Here is a 21821-nt window from a genome sequence, read left to right on the forward strand (position 1 = left end):
AAAACCTCCTATTTATTTATCCATACTCGATTCCCTTCATCTCTTCTTGTGTATTGATGTTGATCCAATAATTCTAAGAAAGGAATGAGATATTTACGAGAAAGTGATAGAATTTCTTTTGCTTCTGCCAAACTAAAAGAAGCATCTGTTCCTGCTTTTAACTCGTTTACAGCTTTGTCAAAAGCATTTTTGTCAATCAATGTTCCCTCGTTAAGTGTAAGTGCTTGATTCGTTTTAAGGAGAAATACCTTTAATTCGTTCGCCTCTTGATTGGAGAGATTCCCCTGTTTTAAATATTCTTCCCACTTCTTAGGTTGGGTACCGTCATTTAGTAGTGATGAAACAATAGTCTCCATCGGCCCGTTTGGAAGGCTAGGTTTAAAACTTAATACCGCTACATATTGTTCATCTTTCTTTAGTACATTGCTTTGTATCAGACCATTTATACAGTACTCGATTACATTTTTATTTTGTCCAAGTACTTGTAGAAGCTCAGCTTTACTCATCCCTATTCGTAATGGGAACTCTTCGTGATATTTTTTTAGTTTCTTTAAGATCATTTCGTTCATTTTGGAAATCATTCCTTTTAAACTATAAACATGTTGAGCAATTTCGATGTATTTTCCAGATTGAACAGCATTAGAAACAATTTCGTATACCTCATCCTCTTGTAATGAGGAAAGCTGGATGAGTTGAGATGTAGATAAAAGCTGATTTTTGAGAAGTAATTCATCCAAGATTTCTGTAGGTGAACTTTCCATTTGTTTTCTGAGCATAGTAACTGTTTCTTCACCAAAACGATATTTTCCTCCTTGTGGTTGAATAATCCATCCTCCACCAAGGGTTTCAACGGGGGTAGGTCTGCGTAATATAAAGCGATCATCGCGACGAACAACGATTTCTTCTTCTAGCCGAACCTGGCAAAGGATTTCTTCTGCAGATTCCGTCACCTCATTTCGATCAAAAAAGACTATTTTTCCGTAAGCCTCAGTTGTTCCAACATGCACCTTGATAGGTGATCGTTGCTTAAGTGGGGTTGCAAGTGTCGAAACGAGCTGTAGTGAAATATCAATCGTGCTCGTCACATGGAAGTTTTCTGAATCAACAAGTACATCACCGCGTTTTATTTCATCCTTTGTCATACCGGTAATGTTTAGAGCTACTCGTTGTCCCGCTTGTGCTTTTTCAGTCTCGTGATTATGTACTTGGATTTGACGAATTTTTATTTTCTTACCTGAAGGCAATAATGTCAATTGACTGTCTTTTGTCAGAATACCTTCAAAAACGGTCCCTCTCACAACAGTTCCATGTCCTTGCACGGTAAAAGCTTGATCAATCGGTAAACGGAATGAGCCATTGCTATCTCTTTGTTCGAGGTCATTGAGTTCTGTTTGGATGGCTTGTTTTAGCTCAGAAAGTCCTTTTCCTGATAAACTATCAACATAAAGAATCGGAGCATCTTTATAATCTGTATCTTCGAGTAATTGCTCTATTTCATCAACAGCGAGTTCGAGCAATTCCTCTTCCACTCTGTCTATTTTCGAAACAACGACCATACATTTTTTAATCCCTAAAAATTTCAATATTTGGAGGTGTTCCTTTGTTTGTGGCATGACACCTTCATCAGCAGCTATAACGAGTAACACCAGGTCGATTCCTGCAACTCCAGCAATCATTTGTCTAATGAAACGTTCATGTCCTGGTACATCAATAATGGATACATGAATTCCGTTTTCTAATTTGAGGGGTGCATAGCCAGGTTCAATCGAGATATGGCGTTCTTTTTCTTCTTTCAGTCGGTCAGTCTCTACACCTGTTAGTGCTTTGGTAAGTGTTGTTTTTCCGTGGTCAATATGACCAGCCATACCGATTGTATAATAAACATCAGCCACTTTCTCCCACCTCACTTTTTTCCGTATAATCTACCTTCTACTTTACAAGGAAGCATGAGGTGAATTCAAGCATGTTGTTTATTATTTGCCTTAAAATGAGATTCCTGTATATAATAAAAGTTGTTCTATTTGGGGTTGGCTGGGTGACTGGTGTCCCCCTGGGTCTTCAAAACCCTGAGGGAGGCGCGTGTCGTCTCCGGTGGGTTCGATTCCCACACAGTCCCGCCAAAATGGATATTCTATTTATTTAAAAATAAAAAAACTGGGTAGTATAAGGAAGTCTCCTTTCCACCCAGTTTTTTTATTGCAATTCCATTTTTAAGTCAGATGTCTTTGTCCATCCTATTACTTTCAAACCATGGTAGATAGCCAGAGTTATAATAATTGGAAGGATAATCCCAACAGCGATGTAAATGGATAAAACAATTGCGCCCTGTTCAGCTAATATATTGATAGGTGCGATTAATGAATTAAGACCTAGACCAGCTAATTGATACGGAACTTGAAAATCGAAAATCAAAGTTGCGATTGGAGCACAAATGACCGCAGCGATAAATGGCGGAATCGCAAGTCGTGGATTTTTGACCAAGTTCGGAAATTGTACCTTAGGTGTAATTAAAGATTGTGCAATGTTAGCCCCAGCGTCGTTCTGTTTAAACGACATTGCGGTAAATCCAGCAAATTGAACTGTACAACCGATTAAAGCAGCAGCACTTGAAACAGGATCAAGCTGTAAAGCAATTGCAATTGCCGCTGAAGATGCTGGTGACATGAGAAAAATACTCCAAACAAGTGATATCACCATAGGCCCAATTATAGGAGAACCAGCCACAGATGTCGCTATTTGTGCACTTAACCATTCAAGTAATGGAGTGGTAATGATTGATAAAAATACACCAGCCACTCCTCCTACAAATATAGCAGCAAAAGGTATTGCCATCATATCAAGTTTTGTTTTTCCTGCAATACGCTTCCCTACCCAAGTAGCGACAACTGCAGCCATAACCGCACTTAAAGGTTGTCCTGTTACTAATGTTACGCCATTTTCAGTTAGTTGAACCGCACTTGCTCCCACTGTCGAACAGGCCATTGCACTAAATATGACAAGTGTATTCCCGCCAAGCTGGTACGCTATCCCTGCTCCAAGCGCTGGAGCTAACATGAGCTGTGCCGAAACCCCGATGATAGTAAAACCATCCCAACCAGTAAATGTCCCAAGTGACTCCATAAGGAGACCGATTCCTAGTGTAACTAAAACTGCATTTGCAAGTCCTTGTGATGCTTTATACATTCGATCAATTAAATATTTTTTCGTTGCTTGTTTCATGGTGTAATCCCCCTGATGTGATCATTTCTGAATTTTTGTCTTCCAAAAGCAAAAATACTTTTAATATTTAAGTTTGGTCATGGTCATTCGAATTAATTGTTAACATAATATAGTTATTTTCAGATAGTGTCAACAATTATATCAATTCAGAATCTTTAAAAACGCTTTTATATTTAAACTTGCAACATGACTTTTTTGAGACCCCAAATTATTTAAGTATAATTTCGTTTTATTTAATAGGAGAAAACGAAAAATTCATATTCATTTCTATTCCTAAGATTCTTATGCTAAAATTAGTTTTGGAAATGTGGCGCTAAAAATCAGTGCCTATATAGAAAGTATGGAAGGAGTGACGTTGATGTCTAAGAAGGAAGAAATCATTAAATTGACCTCCCTTTCAACAAAAGCTGGCTGAGGATGCAAAATCGGTCCTGAGGACCTGACGCAGGTTCTGCGTCATTTACCAAAAGCCACACCGAATCCAAACCTATTAGTTGGTCTTGATAATCCTGATGATGCAGGAGTATATAAAATCAATGATGAACTTGCACTTGTGCAAACACTTGACTTTTTCACCCCAATTGTGGACGATCCATACATGTTTGGACAGATTGCCGCTGCTAATGCTTTAAGTGATGTCTATGCAATGGGAGGAAAACCGATTACGGTTATGAATATCGTCGCCTTCCCTATTAATACATTGGATAAAAGTATCTTAGCAGACATTCTAGCAGGAGCTGCCGAAAAAGTAAGAGAATCAGGAGCATCTTTAGTGGGTGGTCATTCTATCGATGACAAAGAGCCTAAATTCGGTTTATCGGTAACGGGTACCGTGCATCCTAATCGAATTCGTGCAAATGCTGGTGCCAAACCTGGCGACCGACTTATTTTAACGAAGCCGATCGGTGTTGGGATTTTAACAACAGCGATTAAAAGAGATCTGTTAGACCAAGAAGATATTGAAAAAGTAACAGGGGTTATGGCAACGTTAAATAAAAATGCAGCTGAAGTAATGGATGGTTATAATGTCCATGCCTGCACGGATGTAACTGGGTTCGGTCTACTAGGGCATGCAATGGAAATGGCTGAAGGAAGCCAGGTTGAGATGACGATACACTATGAAAATGTCCCTATTTTACCAAGAACAAAAGAACTCGCTGAACAAAAGGTAGTTCCAGGTGGTACGAAGAAAAATCATGCATGGCTCACTGACCGAGTTGAGTATAGTTCCAACCTAGATGAATTGGATCAACTTATTTTATGTGATGCGATTACTTCTGGTGGTCTACTCGTTTCTGTTCCAGAAAATGAAGCTGAAAAATTGCTGCAACAACTACTGGGAAATCATGTAGACGCACGTATCATCGGTGAAGTAACAAGCGGAAACCCTGGTTTTATTAAAGTTTTTTAAGGACTCGATGTTGAGTCCTTTTTAGGTTGTTAGGAAATAATAACCACTACAAAAAGAGTAATGAGGTGTTTATGGTGAATAAGAAAATGATATTTGTACTCATCCTAGCTTTTACTCTTCTTTTAACTGGGTGTGGATCAAATGCTAATGATGAAAATAAAAATGATAAAGAAGAAGCTTTTACAATTGGAGTAATTCCGGTACAGACCGTTGGTGAAATGGAAATGGCTATGGATAAGCTTCAAACCATTTTAACGAAAGAATTAAACAGAGACGTATCCGTAGAAGTGTATCCTGATTATAACGGTGTTGTTGAGGCGATGAATTATAATAAAATTGATATGGCCTATTTTGGTCCATTAACTTATGTTGTGGCCCATGAAAAAAGTGGTGCTAAAGCGATTATTACTCAATTAATTGATGGTGAACCCTTCTATCATTCCTATATTATCACTCATAAAGATAGCCCATTGAATTCAATTGATGATTTAGTAGCAAACTCCAAGGATATTGATTTTGCATTCGGTGATATTAATTCAACATCTGGCTCTCTTATCCCTTCGATTGAACTTAAGGACCGTGGAGTCTTTGAATCTGAGGATGTGAATCAATTTAAATCTGTCCGTTATACTGGGTCCCATGATGCAACAGCTTTGGCTGTTCAAAATCAACAGGTTGGCGCGGGTGCTATTGATAGTGCAATCTATAATCAACTTGTTGACTCAGGAAAAATTGATGGTTCTTTATTTAAAACAATCTGGCAATCTGAAAAATTATTTCAATATCCATGGGCTGTCCATAAGGATACTAATGACGTGACAATTCAAAAGCTTAAAGATGCGTTCTTAGCTATTGAAGATGAAGAAATTTTAGGTGCGTTTGGAGCAAGTGGATTTACAGAAGCATCAAATGAGGATTTTGAAAGTATCCGTCAAGCTGCAATTAAACAAGGAATTATAAATGAATAGAGCTGATTTACATGTGGTTTAAACGAACTACTCTACTAACTGTAGTTCTTTTAGTTTCTGCCATTTTGGTTAGCATGAGGTTAACCGAATTTGATCTTTCGAAATTTCGTGATTTTCGTAATATGATTGATTTTCTCTCACAATGGTTTCCGATGAATTATTCTGCTTTGCCCCGAATGCTGAGAGATAGTGCAGAGACACTTGCGATGGGGTTTTTGGGTAGTGTTTGTGGTCTTATGATTGCTTTACCAATTAGCTTTCTGGCGGCGAAAAATACTTCCCCTTCTGGCTTTGTTTTCAATTTCACTCGAATTTTTTTGAGTTTTATCCGTTCCATTCCTGAAATTGTGTTCGGATTAATTTTATTAACGGCTTTAGGCCTGGGTCCCTTCCCTGCCGTTCTAGCGATCATCTTTCATAATATAGGGGTTCTCGGCAAATTAATCTCTGAACTGATTGAGTCAGCAGAAACCGGTCCACACGAGGCGATGAAAGCGGTGGGTACAAAAAATTGGGTGGCGTCTCTTTTTAGCATTCTTCCACAAATTTGGCCGAATGTCTTATCCCAATATTTTTATCGTTTTGAGGTTGCGATTCGGACCTCCCTCATCCTTGGTTTTATAGGTGGTGGAGGAATTGGGCAGCGGCTTTTCAATGATTTTAAAAGCTTTCAGTATTCTTCGGTGTCATTGGACGTGTTCTTAATTATGTTGATTGTTATTATGGTAGATTCCTTTGGAAGCTATGTTCGGAATAAAGTGATTTAAATGGGGAGACCTGAAATGATTAGATTAAAAGATGTTACTGTCTATTATCCAAATACTGAAAAGCCCGCTCTATCCTCTGTCAATCTTACATTCAATAAGGGGGAGTTTGTCTGTGTGCTCGGAAAAAGCGGAGCAGGGAAATCAACACTGATTCGGTGTATGAATGGCCTCCAACAGCCAACAAGTGGCGAAGTATTTTGGGATGGCGAGCTATTTACAAATAAAAATAAGGAACAACAACGCTTAATTCGGAGGGAAATCGGGATGATTTTTCAACATTTTAATCTAATCCCCCGCTTGACGGTATTGCAAAATGTGCTAACAGGCATGTTCGGGTATCGGAATTCAGTTAAGAACTTACTTGGGATTTTTTCTAAGGAAGAAATACAAAATGCGATACGAGTGTTGGAAGTTGTTGGTCTGTCAGAATTCAAAAACCGTCGGATTGAATATTTAAGTGGAGGTCAAAAGCAACGGGTTGGGATTGCCCGCGCCCTGCTTCAGAAGCCTCGTGTTTTTCTTGGGGATGAGCCGGTAGCCAGCTTAGATCCAGGCACAGCCAATCGTATTTTTTCATTACTAAAAGAATTACATAACCGTCATAATCTTTTATCGGTAATGAACCTTCACGATGTAAACCTCGCCAAACAATTTGCAACAAGACTGATTGCATTAAGAAATGGTACAGTCATTTTCGATGGTAAACCGGAAGATTTTGCACAGGAAATGTTTGAGCAGACGTATAATTCATGAAAATAATCCCTATGTAGGAAGTAATTGTTTTCTTTTGCGTGAATTGCTATACTTTTTTTATATTAATAGAAAAGAAGGTACATGCTTTGTCGAAAACGAAATTACAATACTGGCTCATTCAAATCCTGTTAATTTTAACGATTATCTTTGTTTCAACGAAAATCACATTTTTATTTGAACCAATTGGGGTGTTTTTCTCAACCATCTTTTTTCCAATTTTGATTACAGGATTTCTTTATTTTCTCTTAAATCCGGTCGTCAAGTTTCTGCATCGCCATAAGGTTCCTAAAAGCCTTGGTATTTTAATTATTTACATCGCCTTCTTTGGTCTTGTTGGGTTGGCTGTGGGTAATTTAGTTCCGATTATTTCAAAACAATTTACAGCACTCGGTAATGCATTACCAGGTTATGCTAACCAAGTCATGGACTTTTTTGAGGATTTCACAAATTCCTCTGAATTTAAATGGATTCAAGATGAACAACAAGAACTAATCAATACGATTGAAGAAAAAGTTATAGCTTTTGCCAATACACTTCCAAATCGTATTACGGGTGGCATTTCGCAAATTATTGGTTTTGTTACAAATATTGCAATTATCCTTGTGACCGTGCCGTTCCTCTTATTTTATATGTTTAAAGATGGAGATCGTTTCCCACATGCAATTGCAAAGTTCTTTCCGACTGTTTATAGAGACGAAGCCCTTACGATTTTAAAAGAAACAGGTGAAACACTCTCAGCCTATATTCAAGGTCAGGTAACGGTGGCATTAGCGGTCGGTACCTTATCCTTTATTGGGTATTTGATTATTGACTTACCGTTTGCGCTTGTGATGGCATTGATTGTTGCTGTAACGAATATTATTCCGTATGTTGGACCATTTCTTGGTGGAGCACCGGCTGTTATTGTGGCTCTGTTCGACTCCCCTACGAAGGCATTATTAGTGGTCTTGGTAATCGTGATTGCCCAGCAAATTGAAGGGAATGTCCTTTCCCCTCTTATTCTTGGTAAGACGCTTGATACACATCCGGCGACAATTATCATTCTCTTGTTGGCTGCGGGAAATCTAGCAGGTGTGTTGGGAATGATTCTAGCAATTCCAACCTATGCCGTTATCAAAACGATTGTGATCAATATTGTGAAATTCTTAAAAGCAAAGAAAAAGGCGGAACTAACCTCAGATTTATAATAGAACACCAAGATCTTAACAAAAATGGCTTAAAGAAAATTCTTCTTTAAGCCATTTGTTTTTCCCCTATAACTACCCACCACAAAAAATTGATCCTCATTGGTTTATGTCAGGTGAAGATGGATTCTCGATTTGATCTTGATCGCTAATGTCGGTATCTTGTGTCACCGTTCTTATCAGGGAGCGAGAGGGTGAAAAATCTCCCATTGAAAAATTAGCACCGTATAATTTTATGTTCGCCGTATGGCTATTTTGTAATGTTCCTCCAAAATTGATGTTTGAATTTTGAGTCATCGCATTAACCTTAAAGTTAGCAATTTTAATTAGATTAAACATAAGCTCCTCCAAATATAAATCGAATTTGATACAAGGTATGTTAAACAAGCATTATTCGAAATAGACAAACATGGAATTTAATAGATAAAGTCGATATAGTGCGGTTCCCAATTTCTGTTTTTGTACATATGTTGTTATTATGAAAAAATATGCGCATTTTGTTTTATTTAATCATAGTAAGTGTGAAGTCGTTCGTTGGAGCAGTTTGGTGATAGAAGACTCGATTATGGCTGGAGGTTGTGTAGTACATGATCAACGTTTTATTTGTGTGCCGTGGAAATATATGCCGTTCACCGATGGCTGAAGCCTTGTTTCGTCACTTAATCAAAAAGGAAAATCTGTCAAACAAAATCGCAGTCGATTCCGCTGCAACCAGTCCATGGCAAATTGGATTTCCTCCGCATGAGGGAACTCTTGTTATTCTTAAGAAATACAATATTTCTTCCAATGGACTTATTGGACGCAAACTAAAGAGAGAAGACTTCTGGAAGTTCGATTATATTATTGGTATGGACGAAAGCAACATAAAAAATATCTACAGGATAACCGGTAGGCCTAATCATCCAAAAATTATTAAGTTACTCGACCTTACCAAAAACGGTATAGATGTCCCCGATCCATTTTACACTGGTGATTTTGACGAAACCTATCGACTTGTTTCGGTTGGGTGCCAAGCATTACTCAATAAAATACGTAGCGAACAAAACGTATAACAACTAAAATGCACACGCTATCTCTTTAAAAACAACGTGTGCTTAAGTATGTTATTGAAATAATTCCGTTGAACTTAGCTTGTTGTATGCCCCATCTCTTTAGCAATAAGTTCATAGGATTTTAGTCGGTCCTCGGGAGAGTGTGTAATTGTGACAATCATGATTTCATCGGTTTGGTAGATTTGTTGAAGTCCTAGGAGTTTATCCTTTACTTCTTTTGGATTTCCGATGATGACTTTTTGTTTCATTTTCCTAAAGCCATCGTGGAGTTTCTCATTCTCAAGGTATTCCATCGCTTCTGAAATAGACGGTACCCCTTGCTTCCCTTCTCCCTTTTCTCTTTGTTTGCCCCATACATAAGAACTTAACGCAATCTCTTCTGCTTTCTCCTTAGTTTCAGCACAAATAGCAGAAACAGTAACAATCACTTGTGGTTTGTCGCCTTCAATTCGTGGTGTAAAGTTATGAATATATTTCTTGACGATTTCTTCGCCATCGTTGTCGCTCATGAACAGTCCGAATGTATATGCTAACCCTTTTTCCGCTGCAAGTATCGCACTCTTTTTGCTTGTTCCTAAAAGCCAAGGAACTGGGGGTGTTAGTGGGAGTGGAGCTGCATTCACGTTAGCAAATTCATGCTCTTCGGGAAAATCATTATGAATAAAGTGAAGCAGCGTATCGATTAATTCTGGCATTTTCCAAACTTGTTGCAGGAAATTGTCGGATAATGCATTAGTCGCTTCTGCAGAACCACCAGGCGCCCTTCCAATTCCGATGTCGATTCGATTTGGAAATAAAGTCGAAAGCATATTGTAAAGCTCAGCCACCTTATATGGTTTATAGTGAGGCAGTAAAACAGCACCAGCACCAATCCGGATTTTTTTTGTTTGCGCTCCAATGTAGCCAAGCATGACCTCTGGAGCAGGGCAAGCTAGTCCAGCTAAGTCATGGTGTTCAGCTATCCAATATCTAGTGTAGCCAAATCGTTCCCCAGCTTGTGCTAGCTTCATTGATTCAAACAATGCGTCTTGTGATGTTTGATTAACCGAAATGGGCGCTTGATCTAAAATACTTAATTTCATTAAGAGCCGCCTCCTATTCTCTTGTTTCACGAAGAATTAGCGTGAAGTCCCCAACCTGATCTTTTTCATAGAGATTCGTGATAGAGGTTGAATATTCCTGAATGGATACTTTACATGCAATATTTCGCTCTGGAACCTTCAAATCAAAATTTCCTTTATATAAAAGGGTTGTTATATCATGATAATCCTCACTTGATACTTTAAACTCGACTTTCACTAACAAGTGATGATTTTTTGTTTTTTCAGAGTAATGTGTTACATTCAATTTGTAATCATTTAAATATATTTCAGTAACCATAGGTCAGCACTCCTCTTTTATATTTCGGATTTGCAACGCAATGAACAATCCATTATAAAATTCTTCTTTACCTACCATTTTTAATCCATTTTGTTTAACAAGATTTTCTGTTTCTCGATTTAAACAACAACCATCACATACTTTTTTCCAAGCAGGCGTAAGCCAATCCTGTAGTTTTGATAAAAAAGGGTTTTGCATTTTCACATGCTCGAACATAAGGATGGTTCCGTTTGGTTTACAAACCCTTTTCATTTCTTGTATAGCCATTTCAGGGTTTGGTATTGTACAAAATACAAGCGTGGCTACAACGGTGTCATATGTATTATCCTCAAATGGTAATTTTTCAGCACCAACCTGAACAATTTCAATCGGAACAATAGCTTGTTTTTTATTTTCATGGGCTCTGTTTGTCATATTCGGATTAGGTTCAATTGCCGTTACATGGTGGACATCTTGATATAACGGGAAATTGATGCCTGTGCCCGAACCTAATTCAAGTACATCTCCCGTTGCATTGTTTAGCAATTTGCGACGAATCGAGATGAATTTTCTCTTTTCTAGTGGTTTCATAAAAAAATCGTATAGTGCTGGAAATAACGTACCCATTGTTTCAACTCCAATAATCTTCAATACGTCAATTATATAATAGTTTTCACATCGATTTCGAATTATTGCTATAGGTGGAAACATGAATACCTTAATTGGGTAAGCTAAAAAGAAGTAGAACTAAGGAGTTGGGTATGGTGAAATTCCAGTGGAATTTAATTTTGGGACTTATATTTGCATTGATAGTCGCGATATTTGCGGTTGTGAATGTGGATTCTGTAAAAGTAAACTATGTATTCAGTTACACAGAGATCCCGCTGATTTTAATCATTTTAGGTTCCGCTTTACTTGGTGGTCTGATTGTAGGTATGTTTGGTATTCTGCGTCAATACAAGCAGCAAAGACATATAAAAAAACTGGAAAAAGAAATCGAACAGATAAAAGCAGAGAAGATTCAGGAGTCACCTATAGAGACGAATCCTAAAATCAAAACAACTATTAATGCAGAGAGTGAAAAATAAGGAAAGGTACGCTACCTTTCCTTTTCTCTTTCCTGATGCACCGAAACCTCATTTGCCGGCTCCAATAACCCCATTTCAAGACAGGTTTCAAGTAGTAACGCTTTCCGCACTTTTTGAAATTGAATCTCGATTTTTTCTCCAGCAATCGAAACAACTGTTCCTTGCCCAAAAACACGGTGTTTGATGGTCATTCCCACTTGTATGTCTTCTGCCTTTCTAATCGCACCTTGATTATAAGGGACATTTGCCTTTTCAGCTTTCAACTTTTTCTTTGTTCCAGTCGGCTGTACCTTAACGGAAGGTGAAATGATATTTTTTACATTTGCCACAAATCGAGACTGAGCAACTTCTTTTCCATTTTGTTTTTTATACGTTAAAAGTTCAAGCTCCTGTTCAGCACGAGTCATCCCAACATAAAATAGTCTAACCGCCTCTTCCATAAAATCTCGTTCGCCATCTTTATATTTAGTAATCTCATTATGGGAAGGAATCACACCTTCAATCAGATCAATCATATAAACCTTTTTAAACTCAAGTCCTTTTGAACTATGAAATGTGGAAAGGGTAATGGCATCTTTGTTTTTATTGAATTTCGAGGCTTTCATCAGATCTTCGAGATGCTTTAATCGTTTTGCAAATTCCTCCATCGTATCAAGTGAATCTGCTATTTCTTCGAGCGTTTGAAGGACGCCGAAGATATAATCCGTATTAAATCCGAGTTTCTTACTCATGTCTTTAAGCGTTTGGTCATAACCAAGCTGGTTCCTTATTAGCTTAATCGCCTTAAGTGGTTTAACCCCCTTCATTTCTTGAAAAGTTTTCTCACATGCTTTAATTTGTTTCATTTGATATTCTTTTAAGCTTTTATGTTGTAACAGACGTTCAAAAATGGATTCAGTTAGCTTCTTTTTTGCGAGTTCGAACAATTGTTCTCTCGATAAGTAAAACCCGCATTTCGTGTAAATTTGCTGAAAAATATCGACTCGTTTATCTGTATAAGTCATTCTCATAAAATTCAATATGTCTTTTACTACCCAGTGTGAGAAAAAACGATTATCAGAATCCTTTATAAAAAAAGGAATTTGATGCCGATCAAGCTCATTTATTAACATGATGGATGAAGAGTTGTTTCGATATAATACAGCGACATCCTTCTTCTTTTCTACCAAGTCAATTTCTTGGACAAGATATTTTGCTTGGTTCCGATAATCCTCAAACTGTGTGATTTCAATTGGCATAGCCCCGAGATTTTCGGTGAACATATTTTTATCATAGCGGTCTTTATTCCGCTTAATGAATCGATTAGCAACGTCAACGATATCCTTTGAGGAACGATAGTTTTGCTCCATTTTTAGGATTACGGCATTATGATAATGTTTTTTGAAATCTAACAAATACGTTGGCTCTGCTCCACGCCAGGAGTAAATGGATTGATCATCATCTGCAACGACAAATAGATTTTGATGAGGTTTTACAAGTTTTTCTATAATTTTATGCTGAACGAGTGATGTATCCTGGCTTTCATCAGTAAGGACATAATCATAGCGGTTTTGGTATTTTTGCAGAATCAATTTATCTTTATTAAATGCGTCATTTGCAATGGTTAACATATCATCATAATCGAGTAATAGATGACTTGGATTTGCATTCTTCATTTTTTCATATTCCTCAAAAATGCCCTCAACGAACGGAATGTCACAGTCAATCTTTTTCCACTCATTCCTTGGGAGAAGTTTATTCTTAATATAACTTATATATGTTGTGAGTTCTTCAAGCTGTTCTTCGGTGATATTCTCATCATTCATCGCTTTAAAAATTTTTCGTAAAAGTAGTTTTTTATTAGGACCACCATCTAGACTACCTTCAATTAATTGGTAGGAAACTTTTTGTTTATAAAAATAATCCCGAACGACCTGAAATGCAAGACTATGAATCGTTGAAAAGTCTACAGAAGATGTAGAGACTTCAGGAAAGAATCGAGCAAATCTTTCTTTCATATCGGCAGCAGATGCACGACTAAAGGTTACAGCCTTAATGCGTGAAGGTTCTACCCCTATTTCTTGGATTAAATAACCGATTCGCATAATCGTTGTGGTTGTTTTACCCGAACCAGGTGAAGCTAATAAGAGTAATGGTCCCCTTGTGTGAAGAACGGCCTCTTTCTGAACGTCATTTAGTTGTACACCGAGCTGTTGTTTCTTTCGATTAAAAAAGCTTTCCACTGTATTCACGGTAGCCCACCTACCTTTCATAAAAACTCCATTATAAATTCTAGCATTTTTATGGACAAGGATGTTGTGTTCTATACGAATTTCAAAGACATAATACAAGGGAATAATTGGTACCTTATATAAAGAGAAAATGAGAGGTGATCATTTTGGAGTACAGAATCGAAAAGGACACAATGGGTGAAATGAAAGTCCCAGTGAATGCATACTGGGCTGCTCAAACTCAACGGAGTAAAGAAAATTTTCGAATTGGAACAGAAAAGATGCCCCAAGAAGTGATAGAAGCCTTCGCCATATTAAAAAGAAGTGCGGCAATCACGAACGAAAAGCTTGGTAAATTAAGTAAGAATAAAGCGAAAGCCATTTCATATGCTTGTGATGAAATCTTAGCAGGAGGTATGTTTGAGCATTTTCCACTAGTTGTATGGCAAACGGGTAGTGGCACACAAAGTAATATGAATATCAATGAGGTTGTTGCAAACCGTGCTAACCAATGGCTACAGGATCAAGGTATTGATGAAAAAGTTCATCCAAATGATGATGTTAATATGAGTCAAAGCTCTAATGACACATTTCCAACAGCAATGCACATTGCCGCTGTGAAAGCAGTTAAAGAACGTCTCGTGCCAGCACTTGAAAGGTTACAGACAACTTTGCAAGAGAAAGAAAATGAATTTGCAAACATCGTAAAAATTGGAAGAACACATCTTCAAGATGCCACTCCATTAACATTTGGTCAGGAAATTAGCGGCTGGGTCCATATGTTGAAGCGTTCGAATGAGATGATACAAGAATCGACGGAAAAAATGCTTGCCCTTGCGATAGGCGGCACAGCAGTTGGAACGGGGATTAATGCTCATCCGAAGTTTGGTGAGAGTGTGGCAAAGCAAATTTCAAGGTACACAAAGCTATCTTTCTGCTCATCAGATAATAAATTCCATGCGCTTACCAGTCATGATGAGATTGTGTATGCACACGGAGCTTTAAAAGCATTAGCAGCTGATTTGATGAAAATAGCAAATGATGTTAGATGGCTAGCGAGTGGTCCAAGATGTGGGATTGGAGAAATTACAATTCCTGAAAATGAACCAGGAAGCTCGATTATGCCTGGGAAAGTAAATCCTACCCAAAGTGAAGCTCTTACGATGGTTGCGGTTCAAGTAATGGGCAATGATGCTACAATCGGAATAGCGGCAAGCCAAGGAAATTTTGAGCTTAATGTGTTTAAGCCCGTAATCATCTATAATTTCCTTCAATCGGTTCGACTTTTAGCAGATTCAATGGAATCTTTTAATAAAAACTGTGCAGTCGGAATTCGAGCAAACGAAACAATCATCTCTAAAAACCTACATGATTCCTTAATGCTCGTAACAGCCCTAAATCCGTATATTGGCTATGAAAAAGCTGCGACTATCGCAAAACATGCACATAAACAAAACACTACCTTAAAAGATGCAGCCCTACAGTTAGGCTTTTTAACAGACAAACAATTTGACCAATACGTAAAACCTGAGGATATGGTTCATCCAAAGGAATGAAAAAGAGCCTTCCAAATTCGGAAGGCTCACCTTATTACAGTTTAGAAAACTCTTCTACTAACTCATTAAACTTTTTCAATGAATTTTCAATTGGATATGGGGTTGTAAGGTCAACTCCAGTCTTTTTCAACAATTCAAGAGGATAATCAGAACTACCACTCTTTAAAAATTCAAGATAAGAGGTTAATGTTGTTTCGTCCCCATCTAGAATCTTCGTAGCGATATGAATGGCAGAAGCAAATCCCGTTGCGTATTTATAGACATAAAACGGACGGTAAAAATGTGGGATACGTGCCCAGCCATATTTTACTTCGTCATCAAACACGAGATCCTCACCGTGGTATTCTCTAAATAACCCTTCGTACACTTCGCTAAAAGATTCAACATTTAATGGAAGCCCTTGTTCAGCCATTTCATGTGTCTTCTTCTCAAACTCTGCAAACATCACCTGTGTAAAGAATGTGCCTTTAAATTTATCAATAAAGTGATTAATTAAGAATTTCTTTACTTCTTCATTTTCTTCATTGTTCAATAAGTAATTAATTAATAACACTTCGTTAACTGTTGAAGCAACTTCAGCAACAAAAATGCTATACCGAGCCGTAATTTGTGGTTGGTGCTCGGAGCTTAGCTTACTGTGCACCCCATGGCCACATTCATGAACCAACGTAAATAAACTATCCAAGTCATCCTGATGATTTAAAAGGATATATGGATGGACGCCATACACACCTAAATTATAGGCGCCAGACCGTTTTCCAGGTGTCTCTCTAACATCGAAATAACGTGATTTTCTAAAATCTTTTAGTGTTTGAATATAATCTTCACCTAAAGGAGCAAGTGCGTTACACATCGTTTCAAATGCTTCATCATATGATATATCTTTCTTGGCTCCACTAACGAGCGGTACACTTAGGTCATATTGACGAAGCTCATCAAGACCTAACTTTTCCTTGCGAATACTTGTATATTTGTGCATCGCACCGATATTTTTTTTCGTGGTTTCAATTAAATTTTCATAGACATCTTTCGGAATATTATCTCCGAACAAAGCTTTCTCAAGTGCTGATGGGTAATGTCTCAACTTGGAAATCGTAACATTATTTTTAATCGCTGCAGATAATGTTGAAGCGATTGAATTCTTCAAATGTACATAGGGCTCGTAATAAGCTTTATAAGCTTCTCTTCGCTTATCACGGTCTTCATCCTCAATCAACTTTGCATACATCCCTCTTGTCAGTTCAACTTTCTCACCATTATCTTTCGTAACCCTGCCAAAGCGGATATCTGCATTATTCATCATGCCATACGTTGTACTGGGTGCAGAAAGCGCCTCACCTAATCGAGATAAAATCTCTTCTTGGTCCTTATTTAAAACATGCGGCTTATAACGAAAGGATTCCAGTAATTCTTTTTCAAAATACTGAAGACCCTCTTCTTCGGCAATGTATCGCTTTAATGTGTCTTCATCTAAGCTTAATAAAAATGGCATGAAAAATGAATTTGCTGAACTTACCATTACACTAAGTTGTTTGGCGCGATCCAAATATGATTGGGATTTCGTTACCCGAGTATCTTCATCTACCTTTAACATTGCATAAGCAAAGAGCTTGTTAAAATGGAATGACATTTTTTCACTCAACGTTAAATACTCGCACAATGAATGTCCATCATGGATATTACCATCAAATGTTGCGAGTTCCTCCCCCATCTTTTCAATGAGTTGATAATCTTCTTCCCATTTATTTAGGTCAGAATAGAGATCAGCTAAATTCCATTTTTCTTGTTCAGGTACTTCATTTCGAGACGTATACGTAGTTGTCATCGCAATTCTCCTTTTGTTAAAATTGAAAAAACCTTTTATTATGTAGGAAAGAAATATATGATAAGAAATAGATATGTTTCATTTTATTGTATATGAATTACATAAATTTGTAAAAAACGAAAGGATGTTCATACATGGCGAATACATTGCCTCATGTAGAGGACGCGGCCAGTACAACATATCTCCCTCCAAAAGGAGAATACGAAACTTTTGCAGACGAAGCCCATTATGAAGAAAAGGTTCGAGAATGGGGTCTTTCAGTTAAAAAAGAATACTGGTACAAAGAAAGAACCCACCAACGAATCGTTACAATAAAAGGCTATGAAGTGTACGGTAAAACAAAGGAACACAATACAATTGTGCTCGAGTTTGAGGATGGCAATCTAACCTGTATTCACCCTGCCTATTTAAAAGAAATGCAATCACCTAGCTTTGCAAAAGCTGCTATTTCAGACACGGAAGTAGTGATAGATAAGAAAAAGGAAAACACGAGTAAAGGTAATGTTGAAAAACCCGCATCACCAGAATCGAAAACGGCTGTAAAGAAAGAACAACCAATGAAACAAGGTAAAAAGGAAAAAGCACCAAAAATTGAGTTGCCAACTGATAAGGTTCATTTTACCGCTACTGTTAAACAATTTGCGCTTACATGGAACCATTTTAACGAAGATAATGATGAGGTTGTCGTACTTGAAAATGTAGTTATTCAGCAGGAAGAGCCCATTCAGATTGGACTTGCTTGGTGCTCCCATTCAAAGACGTTAAAGAAACTAGAGCTTGAACCAGGGAATGCACTTGAATTCGATGCGAAAATTGTGAAGAAGAAGTTAGCAAAAGGCAAGGATGTTGATGAAGAGTTCATCATTGAAGATCCAGTTCATTATAAAATCAATAACCCCTCAAAACTTAAGAAAAGCTAAAAGAGAAAATCTTTTAGCTTTTTTGTTTATATTTCTTTTTGTAATGCGCAAGTGCCAGGAGAGGGAAAATATACCGGTAGCTGTGGTAGTGTATGTAAAAGTCCCCCGCCATGCCCTGCCCTTTTGGATAGGTTGTGGTCCAGTCAGCTTGGTTCAAATTGATTAATAGAAAATCTATCCCTTTTTTAATGGAATTGTTAGATTTATCATTTGCTGAGATAAGAGCGTCTACTGCCCAGGCGGTATGTGTTAATGTGCTTGTTTTTAAGGGAACATATTTTTGATTACGATCACTATTACATGATTCGCCCCAGCCACCATCGGAGTTTTGAATAGTTTCAAGCCATGTGACGGCTCGTTTAATGGATGAGTGTGTTGTCAAAACGCCAACAGCACGTAAACCCGTAACGGCAGCCCATGTTCCGTATATATAGCAAATTCCCCATCTACCATACCAGGAACCATCGTCTTCTTGATTTCTATATAACCATTGAATGGCTGATTGAACAGACGAGTAGTTATTTAGTAGATTTGTATAGTTACCAAGATACTCAAGTGTACGTCCAGTTAAATCTGCGGAAGAAGGATCAGTTAAGATGTATTCAGCCTTTTCAATGGGTAACAAACTAAATAACTTACTATCTGTATTTTTCTCAAATGCCGGCCAACCACCATTATCATTTTGCATAGTCAATAACCACTGTAAGCCTCTGTCCCACGATTGCCTATAGACTGGTACTTTTTTTACCATTCTTGCCATCGATCGTAAGGATGCCGTTGTATCATCGACATCGGGTTGAATCGTGTTCATGTCTGCAAATCCCCACCCTCCAGGAACACCCGCCGGATTTTGAACTGCCCAGTCACCGTATTTCAGATGTTGGCGCTGCAATAAATAGTGATTTGCCTTTTTAATCATGGAATCATTTGACGGAACACCTGCTTCCTGTAGGGCATATCCAAGGAGTGAAGTATTCCATACATCAGCAGTCGTGTACTGCATATGAACATGCCCATCAATAACTGTTTTCATTCCCTTTAGCCCGTTTACTGCATTTATAATAATGGGATGGTTTTTTGAATGACCCAGGCTCAGTAAAGCAAAAATCATCAAAAATGTAGTGCTAAAATACCCTAGAAAGGTTCCATCGGGCTCTATCCTTTGCAGCATATAGTGCTTTGCTTTTTCAATTGCCAGTTGGTGAAGGTGGGATGGTAATCCAATTAACTGATTGATTGCTTGTTTGATAGTTGAATAAAATGAACGCCATTCCTGTGAATTCCGAAAATCTAGTTCGTCTTCATTTCTCTTACTAGATAAATCAGATAAATCAGGACTCATTTTTGTTGTAAGACTATACTTCTTGTCAGCAAGAATCATAATGGGTGTAAGATTCGCTCTTCCGAATACGGAAAAACGATAAAAGTGAATCGGACATGAGTGAGGCAACAAGATGAGTTCAACTGGCAGCGGATTGTAGGGTGGCCACCTATGCTGGCCAGTTAACGCAAGCAAAAGTTTAGTCAGCATATGAATGTCCTTAAGTCCCCCATTTTTAATGATGAAGGATTTTGCTCGTTTCATTTTTGGATCCTGCTTTTTAATATATCCCGAATATAGAAGTGAATAATATGCCTCCACTGTAGCAGATATATTTCCTTCCCCTTCATCATAAAAAAGTTTCCATGCTCCATTATCTTCTTGCCGACTTAAAATCCGTTCAACTAGTTGTTGAATCAATTTCTCATCATTTATTTCAAGGCTCCTTAATAAGATAATCATATAACAATCGGTTGAAATGCCTGTTTCAAATGGGTACGTCCATGCCCCATTTGATGATTGGTCTTTCCTAATGGAGTCAATTAACTGACCTATACCGTCATTCACTTTGTTAAACATATTCAACCTCCCCTTTAACTTACTTCATACATATTCATCGTAGTGCAAGAGCATTCATTGAGGAGGTCATCATTGATGTGCAATTTTTTTAAAAAGAAGAAACTTCCACTCTCTGAATCTCTATTAATAATCAAAAAAGATGTAAAGAAACGGCAAAAAAGACGATCATTTTTGCCACCGCTTACGTTAGAGGAACGAGAGCTTATTCAGCAAATTAAGGGGATGACGAATAGTCTTAATTTAAATAATGTGACAAGGACGAAAGCTTATCTTGATTTCTATCGGGCTCATCCCGAAGTTCATTGGGCATTCCTTGGACATATGGTCTCCCGCAATGGTGGTTGGAATATGACAGATTTAAAAGGCGGACAGTTATCTAGGCTTCTATCGAGGAAAGAAGCAGAGTCTTATTTTTCATTTTTAGAACGTGGAAATTGGTTGATTTTTCAGGATGCCTATCCTCAATTTTTACTTTATGAGGCTAGTAAATTGTATCAGCGAAATTTATTTTACCTGCTCCCCCATTTTCATGTCTCAATTTTTATGGAATCCATATGGAATGATTTTTGGGTGAGGCAAGATACGTACACTTTGACAGTTGCGCAAATAATAAATGAACAAAGCTATCTTGAAGACAGAGTGATCACAAATTCCCAATATAAAAAGGAAGTCTTTGATACATTGGAATTCAAGCTCCAGGATTTCTTTGATTTGAATCATATTTTATTTCCGTTTGAAGACAACGGTAAAATTCATTTAATTGGCCAAACACTCCATCAATTTAAAAGCGTTCGTGAACGGATCTTATTGGGAAAAAGACTTTATTCCATTTTATTTAGAGATGAAAAGAGATTAAAATCGGTTAAGAAATGGGCTATGACAGTCCAACATTCAGGTTCAAGAAAGGATTACTGGCCGCATATTTTTAATCATGTAGATGAGGGACTACCAGGGTACTTATTGAAATCACGTGTTAAATCGTGTGAACTTACAAAAGGCTCACCACGCATATACAGTCCAAGATTAGAGATGGCTTGGAAAAACAGAAAACATAACCCTGCTGAGGTTGGGGATTGGTACAAAGATTGGGACGTCATTTATTATCTTACACATGATCATGATAAAGTGGATGGAGAGATTAAGCATGAATACTGTAAAACCCTTGAAAAATTCGAGCTCGCAGCTATTGCCAAAAAAGCGATATCGGTTTTGGACTAAACCTAGCCTTATCGTCACCATTTTATTTGGAGCATTAATTGGCACATATCTAGACTTATATTTTGTTGGAAAAGGTTATTACTCTTTTCCAGTACGCCCATTTTCAGATATTTTTTCGATTCATGTTGGTTTTACCCTAGTTGGATTACCGTTCATCCTGTGTGTGTTTCTGATCATTAGTAGAAAATTAAAGTTTGTTGGAAAGATTAGCGCTGTACTACTCCTTGCATCAATCATGACTGCTGGTGAAAAACTTTCCGAGGGGTTTGGTTGGTTTCTTCATGAACCAATATGGAAGCATATGTATTCACTTGTTGGGTATACGATCTACTTGTCATTTATGCTATTTGTCTATTCTTTTTTAGGTATGAAAAAAACCTGACTCACGCTG

The 21821-nt window shown here is 37.6% G+C and carries 20 protein-coding genes and 1 tRNA gene; 12 read left to right on the plus strand and 9 right to left on the minus strand.

All coding sequences use genetic code 11. The features are described 5' to 3' along the window. Positions 1-8: 8 nt before the first annotated feature. Positions 9-1892, minus strand: a complete 1884-nt coding sequence (gene selB, locus E1I69_RS13895; protein ID WP_136380183.1) for a selenocysteine-specific translation elongation factor — start codon at positions 1890-1892, stop codon at positions 9-11. A 131-nt stretch (positions 1893-2023) separates the two neighbouring features. Here selB and E1I69_RS24325 point away from each other — a divergent pair. Continuing rightward, positions 2024-2120 (plus strand) — tRNA-Sec (locus E1I69_RS24325). A gap of 73 nt (positions 2121-2193) precedes the next feature. Here the strand turns inward: E1I69_RS24325 and E1I69_RS13900 are convergent. Next, positions 2194-3219, minus strand: coding sequence for a PTS transporter subunit IIC (locus E1I69_RS13900; RefSeq protein ID WP_136380184.1), 1026 nt, complete (start codon positions 3217-3219; stop codon positions 2194-2196). A gap of 358 nt (positions 3220-3577) precedes the next feature. On the opposite strand from E1I69_RS13900, the gene selD reads away from it, so the two are divergent. The 5 genes from selD to E1I69_RS13925 all read left to right on the plus strand — a co-directional run bounded on the left by selD (position 3578) and on the right by E1I69_RS13925 (position 8305). Beyond that, positions 3578-4630, plus strand: coding sequence for a selenide, water dikinase SelD (gene selD, locus E1I69_RS13905; RefSeq protein WP_136380185.1), 1053 nt, complete (start codon positions 3578-3580; stop codon positions 4628-4630). 71 nt (positions 4631-4701) lie between these two features. Beyond that, a complete protein-coding gene (gene phnD, locus E1I69_RS13910; RefSeq protein WP_136380186.1) occupies positions 4702-5598 on the plus strand; it encodes a phosphate/phosphite/phosphonate ABC transporter substrate-binding protein in 897 nt (298 codons plus the stop codon). 11 nt (positions 5599-5609) lie between these two features. Then, positions 5610-6365, plus strand: a complete 756-nt coding sequence (phnE, locus tag E1I69_RS13915; protein ID WP_136380187.1) for a phosphonate ABC transporter, permease protein PhnE — start codon at positions 5610-5612, stop codon at positions 6363-6365. A 15-nt stretch (positions 6366-6380) separates the two neighbouring features. Further along, a complete protein-coding gene (phnC, locus tag E1I69_RS13920) occupies positions 6381-7118 on the plus strand; it encodes a phosphonate ABC transporter ATP-binding protein (RefSeq protein WP_136380188.1) in 738 nt (245 codons plus the stop codon). An 86-nt stretch (positions 7119-7204) separates the two neighbouring features. Next, positions 7205-8305, plus strand: a complete 1101-nt coding sequence (locus E1I69_RS13925) for an AI-2E family transporter (protein WP_136380189.1) — start codon at positions 7205-7207, stop codon at positions 8303-8305. A 96-nt stretch (positions 8306-8401) separates the two neighbouring features. Here the strand turns inward: E1I69_RS13925 and E1I69_RS13930 are convergent, their stop codons facing one another. Further along, on the minus strand, positions 8402-8641 hold the full coding sequence (locus tag E1I69_RS13930; RefSeq protein ID WP_136380190.1) for a spore germination protein: 240 nt from the start codon (positions 8639-8641) through the stop codon (positions 8402-8404). Between the two features lie 248 nt (positions 8642-8889). On the opposite strand from E1I69_RS13930, the gene E1I69_RS13935 reads away from it, so the two are divergent. Beyond that, a complete protein-coding gene (locus E1I69_RS13935) occupies positions 8890-9354 on the plus strand; it encodes a low molecular weight protein-tyrosine-phosphatase (protein ID WP_136380191.1) in 465 nt (154 codons plus the stop codon). Between the two features lie 74 nt (positions 9355-9428). Here E1I69_RS13935 and E1I69_RS13940 read toward each other — a convergent pair whose 3' ends face one another. The 3 genes from E1I69_RS13940 to E1I69_RS13950 are packed head-to-tail and all read right to left on the minus strand — an operon-like array spanning position 9429 to position 11340. Further along, on the minus strand, positions 9429-10436 hold the full coding sequence (locus tag E1I69_RS13940; protein ID WP_136380192.1) for an LLM class flavin-dependent oxidoreductase: 1008 nt from the start codon (positions 10434-10436) through the stop codon (positions 9429-9431). A 13-nt stretch (positions 10437-10449) separates the two neighbouring features. After that, on the minus strand, positions 10450-10734 hold the full coding sequence (locus E1I69_RS13945; protein ID WP_136380193.1) for a DUF3219 family protein: 285 nt from the start codon (positions 10732-10734) through the stop codon (positions 10450-10452). Positions 10735-10737: 3 nt separating this feature from the next. Then, complete coding sequence (locus E1I69_RS13950) at positions 10738-11340, minus strand: class I SAM-dependent methyltransferase (protein ID WP_136380194.1); 603 nt, start codon at positions 11338-11340, stop codon at positions 10738-10740. Between the two features lie 134 nt (positions 11341-11474). Here E1I69_RS13950 and E1I69_RS13955 point away from each other — a divergent pair, with 134 nt between their 5' ends. Continuing rightward, entirely contained in the window at positions 11475-11801 is a 327-nt protein-coding gene (locus tag E1I69_RS13955) for a LapA family protein (protein WP_242634600.1), read from the plus strand. A gap of 11 nt (positions 11802-11812) precedes the next feature. Here E1I69_RS13955 and E1I69_RS13960 read toward each other — a convergent pair whose 3' ends face one another. After that, positions 11813-14032, minus strand: coding sequence for an ATP-dependent helicase (locus E1I69_RS13960; protein ID WP_136380195.1), 2220 nt, complete (start codon positions 14030-14032; stop codon positions 11813-11815). Between the two features lie 146 nt (positions 14033-14178). On the opposite strand from E1I69_RS13960, the gene fumC reads away from it, so the two are divergent. Next, positions 14179-15567, plus strand: coding sequence for a class II fumarate hydratase (gene fumC / locus E1I69_RS13965; RefSeq protein WP_136380196.1), 1389 nt, complete (start codon positions 14179-14181; stop codon positions 15565-15567). A gap of 34 nt (positions 15568-15601) precedes the next feature. On the opposite strand, the gene pepF is transcribed toward fumC, so the two are convergent. After that, positions 15602-17392 carry an oligoendopeptidase F gene (gene pepF / locus E1I69_RS13970; RefSeq protein WP_136380197.1) on the minus strand — a complete coding sequence of 597 codons (1791 nt, stop codon included), beginning with the start codon at positions 17390-17392 and terminating at the stop codon, positions 15602-15604. Positions 17393-17526: 134 nt separating this feature from the next. On the opposite strand from pepF, the gene E1I69_RS13975 reads away from it, so the two are divergent. Next, positions 17527-18312 carry a hypothetical protein gene (locus E1I69_RS13975; RefSeq protein ID WP_136380198.1) on the plus strand — a complete coding sequence of 262 codons (786 nt, stop codon included), beginning with the start codon at positions 17527-17529 and terminating at the stop codon, positions 18310-18312. A gap of 13 nt (positions 18313-18325) precedes the next feature. On the opposite strand, the gene shc is transcribed toward E1I69_RS13975, so the two are convergent. Next, positions 18326-20212, minus strand: coding sequence for a squalene--hopene cyclase (shc, locus tag E1I69_RS13980; RefSeq protein WP_136380199.1), 1887 nt, complete (start codon positions 20210-20212; stop codon positions 18326-18328). 75 nt (positions 20213-20287) lie between these two features. On the opposite strand from shc, the gene E1I69_RS13985 reads away from it, so the two are divergent. Both E1I69_RS13985 and E1I69_RS13990 read left to right on the plus strand, forming a co-directional pair. After that, positions 20288-21430: a DUF2515 domain-containing protein gene (locus tag E1I69_RS13985; RefSeq protein ID WP_136380200.1), complete on the plus strand. Its 1143-nt coding sequence runs from the start codon at positions 20288-20290 to the stop codon at positions 21428-21430. Beyond that, complete coding sequence (locus E1I69_RS13990; RefSeq protein ID WP_242634601.1) at positions 21357-21812, plus strand: CBO0543 family protein; 456 nt, start codon at positions 21357-21359, stop codon at positions 21810-21812. Before E1I69_RS13985 ends, E1I69_RS13990 begins: the two co-directional genes overlap by 74 nt. Positions 21813-21821 lie beyond the last annotated feature (9 nt).

The sequence above is a fragment of the Bacillus timonensis genome (assembly GCF_004799755.1).
In the GTDB taxonomy this organism is placed as follows: Bacteria; Bacillota; Bacilli; order Bacillales; family Bacillaceae_L; genus Ferdinandcohnia; species Ferdinandcohnia timonensis_A.